Here is a 12,977-nt window from a genome sequence, read left to right on the forward strand (position 1 = left end):
AAAACTATATTATTAATTTACCTGTTTTCTTATCGAATACTAGAATCCTCCTCGCGTCTAAAGCTAAAAATACGCTACTACCCGGCGTTACTCTCTCATCTCCCACAACCCTGGTCTTAACCAGCTCGTTCCCCACTCTGATAGTGGCTATTAGCTCGGAGCCGAGGTTCTCGACTACTTCCACGACTCCTTCTAATACAGCTAGCTCGCCTGGTTTCTTCAGAGACATCGTTATATGCTCAGGCCTGATACCAAGGTAGACCTCGCCTGCCCCGCTCTCTCTTATCTTTCCAGCCATAGACGATTCTACTGGGAGAGCGAAACCAGGGCACTCTAGCATATACGGCGTCCTCACTTTGCCCGACCCGAGTATCCCGCCTGACAGCTCGGCGGGGACAGTGTATTCGATAGGTGTTTTCTCGACTAGAGTGCACGGGATTAAGTTCATAGGCGGTGAGCCTATGAATGTTGCTACGAACGTATCGGAAGGTTTATAGTATAGTTCGTTAGGAGAACCTATTTGCAGAACTCTCCCAGCGTTCATTACAGCAATTCTATCAGCCATACTCATCGCTTCTACCTGGTCGTGTGTCACGTATATTGTCGTAATACCTAGCTTCATCTGAATCTTCTTCAGCTCAGTCCTCATGGCAACTCTTAGTTTCGCGTCGAGGTTGCTAAGAGGCTCGTCCAGGAGCCATACCTTAGGCTTCCTGACGAGAGCTCTCGCTAATGCAACCCTCTGCTGCTGTCCACCGCTTAGTTGGGAAGGATATTTATGCAAGTGCTCGGCTATACCTAGGAACTCCGCTGTCGAAACAACTATCTTCCTTATATCTTCTTCTGTTAGACCCAGCTGCTTCCTCCTGGCTCTGAGAGGGAATGCTATATTGTCGAATACTGTCATATGGGGGTATAACGCATAGTTCTGGAATACCATTGCTACATCTCTATCCTTGGGGTGTACGTCGTTAACTAGTTTATCATCAATGTATATCTCTCCTTCATCAGGCGCCTCAAGTCCTGCTATAATCCTCAGGGTAGTCGTCTTACCACAGCCCGAGGGGCCGAGTAGTGCGAAGAACTCTCCATCTCTCACATCTAAATTAACATGGTCTACAGCGATAATCCTACCATATCTTTTGACAATATTCACAAGCTTGACACGAGCCACCTAACACACCCTCTCATGTATTTGTTTAGGTTAAAAAAATATTTTTTATCCAAGGAGATACACCTATCTCTTAAATCCTAGTATAATGGCAGCAACCAGTACTATAATTACGATCGCTATAATTACTACAAGACTTGCTGGAACACCTTGAGGCGTCGTAGCAGCTATTGTACCAGGTGTAGTCGGGGAAACCGTGGTCGTAGCAGGGGTTGTAGTAGTCGTTGACGGCGTGGTCGTAGTAGGCGGTGGAGTTGTTACAGCAGGTGTTGTTGTAGTAGTTGTCGTAGTGGTGGTAGTCGTTGTAGTAGCCGGCGGGGTATAAGTGGTGTATGAAGGCCCGAAGCCTACTATAGTAGCTAGCCTGCCAGTATTCGGGTCGAACGAGTTCAGCATTGAATACTGGTCTTGCGCCGTAGGAGCTAGTATATCGAATACGTAGGGGGCTACGCCCTTAGCTATTGCGAGCGCATACTTGTTGCCAGTACCGCAAACCCATTGCTCAGCGTCAACGCTGAAAGCCCTTACTTTCGTCGGAGAATAGCCATCGTAGCTTGTAACAGCTACAGCAAACCTCCATTTATCGATATCAGACAAGTCGAATAACATGCTCTTAGGTACTTCGGCTATTATCGAGTTCGATGTGGGGTCAGCGTATACTTTGAAGCCATTAGTATCCTGGACTACCACAGTATCGTTATAGTAGTATAATGCAGCTCTCTCGCCTTTTGGAACAGGGTCTGTACCCCATCCGGGAGCTAGGAGTAGGGCTATATGCCATGCGCTATCTGCTGATATATTAACGTTCAGCCCAAACGTATCAGTCCTACCGCCTGCTAAAGTAGTATGAATATATATGTGGACGTATTGGAGAGACCAGCCGTTAGGACCGTTCCACGGATTGCCTCCCAGGTTTGCTAATGTTACTACGAACATTAGTTTATCTCCGGCGTCTAAGACCTTGAACTCTGTTAGGTCGAATACTCTTTTTACGAACACGTTTGCCTTAGGATATACGTATCCGCCCGGACCATCATCGTCTCCTACAGGGTCTTTCATATCGAATACTACCGCTCCACCGCCGATAGCCCTAGGCACTTGTATTAAGTAGACGAGCCCTAGCCTTGTAGCAGACCCTATTAGAGCTCCATTCCTATAGGATGCTACAGTCAAGTAGATTTTATCGCCCTGTGTGTAATTGAGCATGCTCCATGGGACAGCGAGATTAACAAGCGTGCCATTATCGCTGACAACCTTGCTCTGAACACTGCCTACAAGTATCCAGCCTCCTCTACCGTCTGCTTTAAATACTGTAGCGCTCCCCGTGGACTGGTCTACTTTAACAGCGTATACGAGGTATACGCCGAGATCTGCCGTACTATTCATAGGGTAGACATTGTATCCTGGATTATACGGCGAGAGGCTTACTTTAGGAGAGGGCATGTAGAATACGGCTACTCCATTAGTTGCAGTGCTAGTAAAGTGTGCTGCGAGATAGAGGTTGTTGCCGTCGACAGCTACGTAAGCGTAGTCTACAACCACTGGTTCAACAGGTATAACTATCGCACTACCATTCCCTACGAGGCTATCCCATGCTTTCATATTATTATCTAGAATACTTCCCGCGACAGGCTTCGGTATATTAGGGTTCAAGTATCCGATCGGCTGGCCGTCAGGGTAAGCTGTTACGTTCAGATAAGCTGGCGGCGTTAAGCCTGATAGTATATACGCTTGCTTCAAGAAGCCTTTGAATATAGGGTCGAAGGTCTGCGGGGAGCCTGTTTCACCACCGTACCACCACCACCAGTCGCTTGCCTCAGCTCTAAGGAGGTATTCTACAACCTGTTTGTTCACACGCATAGCATCTATCAGGTTGCTTACTCCTAGCTTCCCGAGGATATCGTCTCTGGCTTTAGCAAGCCACATCCAAGCTACATTCTCAGACCTGTCGCCAATCCACATAGCGAGGTTCCCGCCCCACGAGCCCTCGGGGATCCTGCCCAGCACCGTCTTAGTAGGCAGCATAGAGTAGCCGTCCCCGTAGCTATCAGGCGGTATGTTCGAGATGTCTCTACCCTTTAGATCGAAGTACTGGTATTGTTTCAACGGGAGTTCTTTAGCAGTATTAGAATACATCCTAAGGAATTCCGCCGGGGTAATAGTCTTTATAACGCCCTGGCTCTGCAATTGCTCTAGAGTACTGTAGAGAGTATTCAGGAAGTCGTCTCCGAAGTTGACATAGTTCTCCCAGGGGTTTTCACCATCCAGGGCTATAACGATTATCCTAGGCCCTGTAGCTGTTGATGCTGCTGTTTTAATCCTAGTTATCAGGTCGTTTACAGCTGCTTTGGTATCCCACGTACTGTACTGGAAGCTTATCATATTGCTCATATCAGTATTCCTGAAGAATACATATATCCTAGACCCGTTGTAGTCAGCGTACCATGGTACACCATAGTTGTTTACATCGGAAGAGTCTACGCCTGTAGCGCCTAATAGGGACTGATCCGTTACCGTCCAGGTGAAGTTAGAGCTAGCGAATACTTGTAGAACGTAGTCGTTAACGGCTTGCTCAGCCGGCCAGACACCTACTGGCGTATAGTTAAAGTACTGCTTGAATAATTCAATACTACGCTGGACATGAGCTACTAGGTCTGTAGACCAGCCGAAGTCTGCTATCAGGGGTGCTAGCGGGTGGCTGTAGGGTACGGGAATTAACTCGGCCTGGCCTCTTGAAGCGAGATCCTTGTATATCCCTGTTATCCTAGCCATTATATCCTTCTGCACGCTTAGGACAAGCTTGAGGTCGTCTCTAGTAAACATAGGCATACTAGTGGATCGCGCCTTCTCCATTAGGCTGTATACTTGCGGATACAGTTCTCTAGCGACTTGCGGATCTATCCAGAACAGGTTGAATAATACCGCTAAATCAATGATCCTCTGAGACGAGTAATTGCCTTGGGTAAAGGTATTAGCTACGCACCTGATAAACTCCTGCTGTGTAAGAGGCTGCATACTACATATCTGGAATGCTTGCTGAGCCGCGTTCCTGAGCTCGGTATACCTCGGTATTACATTCACGATCCTATTCCAGTTAATGTCGAAGAAACCTCCCGGTATTTTAATCATATTGTAAACGTCTTCAGCCGTCAGATTCTCATTGTTCGCAACTTTGTAAGCCAGGATCTGGTAGCTATCCATCTTACCCGTTGTAACGTAGTCTACCAGCTGGTATAGTAGAGACCCTGAGAAAGTAAAGGTTACTTTGATATCAGGGTATTTTGATAATATATACGCCATTTTAAAGTAGTTTCCAACACTGTGCATTCTAACCCATGGTAGTACGAAGTATGTGCCGTCTGGGCTGTAATACCATGGCTGGTGGTAGTGCCATATGAATGCGACATATACTGGCTGCTGCTCGCCCATGTATACTGGTTGGAATAGGGTTAGTACTATGAATAGTAGGAGAATATATTGTATTGACAATAGCTTACCCATACAACCACCACATATTATCTCTAGCCTTGAAGGGTTAAATGCCTACCCTGTATTTTGAATAAATGATTCTTTAAAATAATTGATTAAATAAAGATATAAAGATATCTTTACAGATAAGTCTTATACCAATACGTAAGGTACTATATGGTATGGTTGCCTACTGGTACTGCCCTAGGTGTGGTTTCAGGGAGGATTTTGATAAAGCATACTACTGGAAATGCCCTAGGTGCGGTAGCCCTCTCAAAATAGTGTTCGAAGGGAGGTATGAGGTTTCGAAAGAAAAGGGGCTTGCGAGGTACAAAACCCTACTACCACTAACCCCTCTTAAATACATTGGTGAAGGCTCGACGCCTCTTGTGAAATCCGTTGAGAACGGTGTCGAAGTATGGTTTAAACTAGAGTATCTCAACCCTAGCGGTAGTTTTAAAGACAGGGGTACGAGCCTGGCATTAACCTATGCGAGGAAAATGGGGTTTAAGACGGTTGTAGACGACTCCTCGGGTAATACGGCTATATCTATATCGTTGTACTCCCATATCTACGGCTTGAAACCTATCATGTTCATACCGAGGACTGCCCCCGAGGGTAAGAAGAGGATGCTGAGGTTTCTTGGGGCAGAACTATACGAGTCTGTGGATAGAGGTGCTGCCAGCCGTGATGTAGTAGATTTCGTCGAGAAGAACCCGGGCGTATTCTACGTAGCCCACACCTGGAGCTATTTCTACATATTAGGTGCGGCTACAATAGCTTACGAAGTATTCGAAGAAGCCGGAGTACCCGACTATGTGATCGCCCCGATAGGGTCGGGTGGGCTAATACTAGGGCTTGCACAAGGGTTCAAGACCCTGCTAGAACAGGCTTTAACAACTAAAATGCCTAAGATAATTGGTGTCCAAGGATATAGTGTCCAACCGGTTAGCATAGCTCTAAAAGGTATTGAAACCCCTGGTGAAGCATCTGATCTAGCAGACGGTATAATGGTTCCTAACCCGCCTAGGCTAACAGAAATAGTAGACGCTATCAGAGAATCCCAGGGAGACGTCTACCTAGTAGGTAATTCAGAGATAAGGAGCGCGTGTAATAAGCTAGTAGAGGAAGGATTCCTAGTGGAACCGACATCCGCAGCCCCTTACGCTGTACTCGAGAAGCTGAAACAGAAGATTCAGGGTAAAACGGTTCTAATACCTCTTACAGGATCCGGCCTTAAGATCATACATTAAACCCGTGGGCCCGGCCCCGCTAGAATACACGCAGATACCCGCTAGAGCCATCCCACGCCCGGCTCTACCCCGTTGACCCATGAACGCTAGCGTCCAGGGTTAGGTTGCTCCCTTCCGGGCCTAGCCTGGTTCCCCCGGCTAAGGCGGTTCACCTCCCTCCTCCGAGGGAGGCCCCGCCTCCGCTAGCCCCATGGGGCGGGGGTCATAGCCGCCGGCGTGGGGGATAGCGGGTCTGCGTGCACCCTAGCGGTTATCTGACCCCCTGTAAGGGGTCCTACCCGCGGCCCACGGGCATTTACTATTATTTTGCATCAGGTCTAATAAACCTCTAACTAACGGAATACTCGGCTGTTCACGCATATTATCCAAGCCTCTTACACGCTCATACCGTTCCTAGGATAATGTTAACAGGAGGATACGGCTACACTGTGCTAGAATTAGGGTAGTAGTGTTATGACGAGCAGTAGAAGGGATGCTATGTTTAGGGCTATAGCGATCCTCCTGGATCTAGACCCTAGGAATTCGAATATTATCCTTCCCCCGTCTGTTATGAATAGGGGTGCTGCGTTTAGTACTGCTAGATTGATATTCACTATGTAGGTCCAGAATAGTAGTTTCACCACCTGGGCTGCATAGTAGACTCCCAGGGCATTCCTCAGCCACTCGGCTGGGGGCGTTGAGACATAGACTCCTAGCGTCTTATCTAGAGTACTCCTGTAAACTATTAGATGCTTTACCACCCCCTCCGGTGTTAGCAGTGTTATATTCAGGGTTGTGATACTAGTGTTTGATAGGATACTCCTCAGGTCGTAGAGGCTTGTAATATTCCAACCGTTTATCCCTAGTATCAGACTATATGGTTGTATGCCTGCTCTACTAGCGAGGCTCCCTGGTACTACACCGGTTACCAGGAGCCCGTTCTGAGACACTGTTGTATTAAACAATACTATAGCTACAAGTCCTATAATCAAGTTTGCTGCTACACCAGCTGATAGAATAGATATTTTATTTACGAGCTTCGACCTCTGGAATTCTTCCTCGTCGACTTCTGTGAAAGCAAGCGGTAGAGCGAATACCAGTGCTAAGCCGAAGGATTTAACCTTTGTATTAGTGCTTGAAGCTACTTTACCATGGAAGTATTCGTGGAATATAGCGGCAACGCTTACAGCGATGATAAAGTAGACTAGGTCTACTCCAGTTATATTCAGCCCCGGGACTAGAACAGCTAAACCACCGCCTCCAGCAAGCCTGTTCACAAAGGCTTCAGCTAGGAAAGTATAGAACCAGACTAATGAAATCGCGTAGAAGCCGATGAAAAGGATCGAAAGCCTCCTCCATATACTGCCTGCTCCAAGCCTACTAGCAAACTTGTATACAAGGATGAAGCCATAGTACAGCTGGAAACCGTGCTTCTCGAAAAAACCTTTCTCCACCCTGTAGACAACGTTTAAAACAAGCCATGATATGGTGAGAAACCCCAGGTATGCTAGCACGCTATCCAATACAAGGCACCGTCTAGGGAAATCTCTTTAACCGGGTTTTTAATTAATAGGTTTAACGAGAGTTATAAGCGTATTCAAGTGCGTTAGGGATGGGTAGAGAAAAAATAGAAAGAAAGCCCGAATTCAGAGAAGTAGAATACGATGCAAAGCACTGGGAGCTATTGAAGAAGTTGAGGAATGAGGCAAAACATATTATGAAGAAGCTTGCGGAGAGAGGGTTCTACACGGTTATACACGGTAGTATTGCGAGAGGGGATGTGAACGAGAAGAGTGATATAGATATTTTCATACCGTACACTATTCCATCCTATAAGCTGGAGAGAGCCCTGGAGGAGCAAGGTTTCAAATACTACTCTCGAACAATAATAATGGCTACACCCCAGAGTACTCCCAAAGTATATTACTCGCTAGACCCTGATGAAAGAATTAATGTTAGCTACCCGCTCGCGAAATTAAAGCCTCGGGAGATAGAATTCTATCGGTTTGGCGGCCTGCTAGAATTACATGAGCTCGAGAAAGATATTAGGAAACCCGGGGTTAACAAGAAACTTGTATTAATCATCCCTACAGCGAAAGGCCACCTCGAAATGCCGGTTGTAGGATTCGAGAGCTTCGCGGCTAGAATATTAGGTATAAGTATCGAGACGGTAGAAGAGAGGATAAGGGTTCTCACGAGGCGTGACGAACATGGTAGGACAGGTGTTTTTCTAAAGCTGGAAATACCTCACTCAGCTAGTATCGAAGAAGTACTGGAAGAAGAAGCCGCAGCCAATCAGTATCTCAGGGAAGCCCTTGACAACCAATTCTAGCAAGGTGTTTTAATAATGAAACTAGTAGAGCTAGATAAGAAGAAGGGTATCTACAAGATCATTATAGAAGACGAGGACGACCTATGGGTTTTAAGGAATATACTGAAGCCAGGGGATCTCGTAGAGGCTCTTACAACTAGAGAGGTTAAGCCTGGCGAAGGCGGTAGTAGCCGAAGGCTCCCAATGGCTTTGAGGATTAGGGTGAAGGAAGTAGAGTTCCAGCCTTTTACAGACAGGCTTAGGATTAAAGGGGTCGTAGTCGAAGGCCCCGAGGATTTCGGAGTAGTAGGGAAACACCACACGCTCTCTGTGAAACCAGGGGATACTGTTATCCTAGTCGAGAAGGAGCTGAGCGGGTTCGACATAAAGCTCCTAGAGGAATTCTCCGGTAAGAGGAGGATCTTGGCGGTAGCTTTAGACTATGATGAAGTATGCTACGCCCTGGTAACCGAGCAAGGAATTAAAGTGTTGAGAGAGTACTCGGCTAGTCTCCCAGGGAAAGGTTCTATAGAAGACTATGAGGAAGCGGTAGAGAAGTATATAGAGGAGGTTGTAGAAAACACTATTGAACTAGCTAGGAGCCTTAGAGCAGAAGGCGTCGTAGTAGGCTCGCCAGGGTTCCTCAAAGACAGGGTACAGAGCCTCCTCAGATCACGCGGACTGGAGAAGCCTCTGTACGCCGATAGCGTAGCATACGGTGGTTGCAAAGGTGTTGAGGAACTAGTGAGGCGGGGTAGCGAGAGAGAGTTGTTTAGAGAGCTGAGGATTATATCCGCGGTAAAGTATTTTGAAGAATTCAAGAAGGCGCTCTCGCAAGACCCTGATAGCGTTGCATACGGTTTAGACACTGTAGCGCAGGCAGTGAGATTGAATGCTGTAAGAGTACTACTGGTTTCAAGCAGCTTAGTGTGGTCTAGTAGTGAGAGCGAGTCTAGGGCCATTAACGAGATTATTGTCGAAGCATTCGAGAAAGGAGCTGAGGTCTATATTGTCCCAGAAGATGCTAGTATAAGACCCGAGTTAGATGGTTTCGGAGGCATCATAGCCCTCCTCAGGTTTAAACTCTCATTTTATCAGGGTAGTGCTGGAGAACCCGGTTGAGAAACAGGTCTAAGATTTATCCCTTTTTAAACAAATAACTATGCAACGAGGTCGACTGGATGCTTATAGAGTTTTACATGCTCGACGACACCTATGAAATAATCGGTAACGAACCCCATATCCTCATATACGGTATATCGAGAGACGGTAGGAGGATTGTACTGAGAGAGAAGAGGTTTAGGCCATATTTCTACGCTGTGCTAGCAAGCGACGCAGACCCTAACCAGGTTGCTAAGAGGGTGAGAGCTCTCTCGGAGCCGTCTTCTCCTATAATAGACGTATCCGTAGTGGAAAAGAAGTATTTCGGGAAACCTGTTAAAGCGCTCAAAGTCACGACTGTAATACCCGAGAGCGTTAGAAGGTATAGGGAGAAGGTTAAGGAAGTGCCGGGAGTAGCCGATGTCCTAGAAGCCGATATAAGGTTCAGCCTAAGGTATATACTAGACAACGATCTAAGGCCTTGCGGCTGGCACAGAGCTGAGGTTGTAGAGGTACCTAAGAAGCCGGGGCTGCGGGTAGATGCTGAATACGAGATAGTAGGTAGGGTAGAGAGCCTCGAGGACTCTACCCCGCCTAGAGACCTTAGGATTATTGCTTTCGATATCGAAGTATACTCTCCCACGGGGAGTCCCAGACCGGAGAGAGACCCTGTTATAGTGATCGGTGTTGTGAACGATAGAGGCGAGCTAAGGTCTTTTATAGCAGACGGTTTAGACGATAGGAGGAATATAGCTGAATTCGTAAAGTATGTCCAGGAGTACGACCCGGATATAATAGTCGGCTACAACTCGGATAATTTCGACTGGCCATACCTGCTCGAGAGGGCTAGGAAACACGGTATGAAGCTCGATGTAACAAGGAGGGTTGGCGTAGAGCCTCAGACTAGTACATACGGCCATATCAGTATCCAGGGCAGGCTGAATGTCGATATCTATAGGTTTGTAGAAGAAATACCCGAGGTAAAGATCAAGAGCCTTGATGTAGTTGCTGATTACCTCGGTGTTATGAAGAGGAGTGAGAGGGTTCTATTAGACTACCTTGATATCCCGAAGTACTGGGACGACCCCTCGAAGAGGGAGCTGGTGGTACAATATAATAGAGATGATGTCAGGTCGACAATGGGCTTATTAGAGAAATTCCTCCCATTCGCAATCCAGCTCTCATTTATAACCAGACTACCACTAGACCAGGTTGGTGCTGCTAGCGTAGGGTATAGACTTGAATGGTTCCTTATGCATGAAGCGTTGAAAGCAGGCGAGCTCATACCTAATAGAGAGGAGAAAGAAGCCGAGACCTACAAAGGGGCTGTCGTCCTACAGCCTCTTAAAGGTATACATGACAACATAGCAGTCCTAGACTTCTCCAGCATGTATCCTAATCTAATGATAAAGTATAACGTAGGCCCCGACACGCTGGAGAGAGAAGGCGAGTGCAATACCGATACCCATAACATTGCGCCTGAAGTAGGCCACTGCTTCAGAAAAGAGCCTCCGGGCTTCTTCAAAAACGTATTGACGAAGCTGCTCGAGCTCAGGAAGAAGATCAGGAACGAGATGAAGAAATACCCGCCCGACTCGGTAGAATACAGGCTTCTCGACGAGAGGCAGAGAGCTGTTAAAATCCTTGCGAATGCGACATACGGGTACATGGGTTGGATTGGTGCTAGATGGTACTGTAGGGAGTGTGCTGAAGCTGTTACAGCCTGGGGCAGGGCTACTATAACCTCGGTTATAAAATACGCTGAGAAACTAGGGCTAAGGGTCATATATGGCGATACAGATTCGATCTTCGTCAAATACGATAAGGAGAAAGTTGACAAGCTGATTGAATACGTTGAAAACGAGCTAGGGCTTGAGATCAAGATAGACAAGCTCTATAAGAGGGTATTCTTCACCGAGGCTAAGAAAAGGTATGCGGGCCTGCTAGAAGACGGTAGGATCGATATAGTCGGCTTCGAAGCAGTTAGAGGAGACTGGGCTGAGCTAGCTAAAGAAGTGCAGGAAGAGATCACAAATATACTCCTGAAGGAAGGGGATTTGAACAAAGCTATCGAATACGTACGTAGCGTAGTAAACCAGTTGAAATCGGGGAGAATACCCCTGGAGAAACTAGTTATATGGAAGACTCTGACAAAGAAGCCGGACGAGTACGCTGCTGAAGCACCCCATGTCGCTGCAGCCCGTAAACTATTGAAGAAAGGTATCAAGGTAGATGTAAACGATAAAATAGGGTTTATCGTTGTCAAAGGCAGCGGCAGGATATCCGATAGAGCAGAACCCTATATCTTCGTAAAAGACCCGAGACTAGTCGACGAGAACTACTATATAGACCACCAGGTAATCCCTGCTGCAATGAGGATATTAGAATACTTCGGTGTGACAGAAGCCCAGCTGAAGAAGACTAGTCAGCAGCCCTCAGGGCAAAAAAGCCTACTAGACTTCCTGAAGCAGAAGAAAAATTAGCCTAAGTGAACTCGGAGAATGTTAGTAGGAGGAGTTCGGGGGGTTTCGTAGTAAGCTTACCTATTTTCGCCCCGATTATTATCTTCACGTTCTTCTCGCTTGCCTTATCCACCAGCCTCTGGGTTACTATACCGTCGAATACTATCGCATGTACACTACCCTGCTGGATATTAGATAGCTCATCTACTAGGTCTCTAGTAGGTATCCTCTTGATCTTATTCCACGACTGATCGTACAAGATGGCTTCTAGCGTGCCGATCAGCGATTTAACATCTTCCTGTATACTAGCTGGCAGGGTTATTTCCTCCTTCCTGGGACCTTCAAGCTCCCTTCTAATTTCCTCCTGTGCCTGGAGGAGTTGCTGGGCTTCTTTAACCCCTTGCTTGATAAGGTTCTCTAGGTATGTCTTATAGTCTACAGCCTTGCTGAGTGCTTCCTCAATATCCTTACCTGTTAATTCCTCAACCTCCTTACCCTGAGGCGCTAGAGCTACTAGGTCGACTTTGATATTCCTCAGGAGCTCTCTTAAGATAAGCTCTCCTACATGGTCCCCATCTACGAAAACAATCGTCTTCTTCTTCTTAGACAGCTCCTTGACTGTCTCAGGTATCTTCCTAGCCCCTCCTATTGCGATAGCATTTGTAATACCGTACCTCAACAAGTTTATTACATCAGCCCTTCCTTCAACAATGATCACTGTATCTGATTTATCTACGTCCGGGCCTGCCGGCAACTGGTCTTTACCATAAGATATTGGCTCGGGTATCTTCAAGAGGTCTTGTATGTCTTTAACTATCTCCTTTAGATCAGGGGCTTTCTCCTTACTCCACTTCTTCAATATCTCTACAGCACGGTCTACGATCTTCTTTATTTTCTCAATACGTAGATCTATTATTTCAACGACCTCGAGCCTAGCGTCGTAGGGGCCTACTCTATCAACGCTCTCGATCATAGCTGCTAGGAGAGCTGTCTCAACCCTATCCAGGTTACTTGGTATCTGGATTTCGCCTACGGTTTTCCCTCCTTGTGTCTTAGTGTTTACGATAATCCTCCCTACACGCCCCTTGTCCTGGAGGACTTTCAGATCGAATTGCTCACCGAATAACCCCTCGGTCTGGCCGAATAAAGCACCTATTATATCGTGTTTCTCTACTACGCCATCGACCTGGATCCTCGCTTTAATCAGGTATTTGCTCATAGCTTCCACTCTT

8 protein-coding genes and 1 other RNA gene are annotated in these 12,977 nt (G+C 46.8%); 4 read left to right on the forward strand and 5 right to left on the reverse strand.

Annotation, left to right across the window (positions count from 1 at the left end; all coding sequences use genetic code 11):
* Positions 1–4: 4 nt before the first annotated feature.
* Together ACSU1N_RS02105 and ACSU1N_RS02110 are read right to left on the reverse strand one after the other, a co-directional pair.
* A complete protein-coding gene (locus tag ACSU1N_RS02105; protein WP_440059970.1) occupies positions 5–1,174 on the reverse strand; it encodes an ABC transporter ATP-binding protein in 1,170 nt (389 codons plus the stop codon).
* Positions 1,175–1,237: 63 nt separating this feature from the next.
* Positions 1,238–4,672 carry a glucodextranase DOMON-like domain-containing protein gene (locus tag ACSU1N_RS02110; RefSeq protein WP_440059971.1) on the reverse strand — a complete coding sequence of 1,145 codons (3,435 nt, stop codon included), beginning with the start codon at positions 4,670–4,672 and terminating at the stop codon, positions 1,238–1,240.
* A 149-nt stretch (positions 4,673–4,821) separates the two neighbouring features.
* Between ACSU1N_RS02110 and ACSU1N_RS02115 the strand changes: the two genes are divergently transcribed.
* Positions 4,822–5,892 (forward strand): threonine synthase, encoded by a 1,071-nt coding sequence (locus ACSU1N_RS02115; RefSeq protein WP_440059972.1) that lies wholly within the window; start codon positions 4,822–4,824, stop codon positions 5,890–5,892.
* 2 nt (positions 5,893–5,894) lie between these two features.
* On the opposite strand, the gene ffs is transcribed toward ACSU1N_RS02115, so the two are convergent.
* Positions 5,895–6,183, reverse strand: an RNA gene (ffs, locus tag ACSU1N_RS02120) — signal recognition particle sRNA.
* 146 nt (positions 6,184–6,329) lie between these two features.
* Positions 6,330–7,385 (reverse strand): M50 family metallopeptidase, encoded by a 1,056-nt coding sequence (locus tag ACSU1N_RS02125; protein ID WP_440060257.1) that lies wholly within the window; start codon positions 7,383–7,385, stop codon positions 6,330–6,332.
* 98 nt (positions 7,386–7,483) lie between these two features.
* On the opposite strand from ACSU1N_RS02125, the gene ACSU1N_RS02130 reads away from it, so the two are divergent.
* From ACSU1N_RS02130 to ACSU1N_RS02140, 3 genes are read left to right on the forward strand one after another with little or no spacing between them, the layout of a single operon-like run.
* Positions 7,484–8,203: a nucleotidyltransferase domain-containing protein gene (locus ACSU1N_RS02130; protein WP_440059973.1), complete on the forward strand. Its 720-nt coding sequence runs from the start codon at positions 7,484–7,486 to the stop codon at positions 8,201–8,203.
* Between the two features lie 15 nt (positions 8,204–8,218).
* Complete coding sequence (locus ACSU1N_RS02135; RefSeq protein WP_440059974.1) at positions 8,219–9,304, forward strand: mRNA surveillance protein pelota; 1,086 nt, start codon at positions 8,219–8,221, stop codon at positions 9,302–9,304.
* 59 nt (positions 9,305–9,363) lie between these two features.
* On the forward strand, positions 9,364–11,766 hold the full coding sequence (locus tag ACSU1N_RS02140) for a DNA-directed DNA polymerase (RefSeq protein WP_440059975.1): 2,403 nt from the start codon (positions 9,364–9,366) through the stop codon (positions 11,764–11,766).
* A gap of 1 nt (position 11,767) precedes the next feature.
* Here the strand turns inward: ACSU1N_RS02140 and dnaG are convergent, their stop codons facing one another.
* Positions 11,768–12,964 carry a DNA primase DnaG gene (dnaG, locus tag ACSU1N_RS02145; protein ID WP_440059976.1) on the reverse strand — a complete coding sequence of 399 codons (1,197 nt, stop codon included), beginning with the start codon at positions 12,962–12,964 and terminating at the stop codon, positions 11,768–11,770.
* Positions 12,965–12,977 lie beyond the last annotated feature (13 nt).

The sequence above is a fragment of the Thermogladius sp. 4427co genome (genome assembly GCF_051933805.1).
Classification (GTDB): Archaea; Thermoproteota; Thermoprotei_A; order Sulfolobales; family Desulfurococcaceae; genus Thermogladius.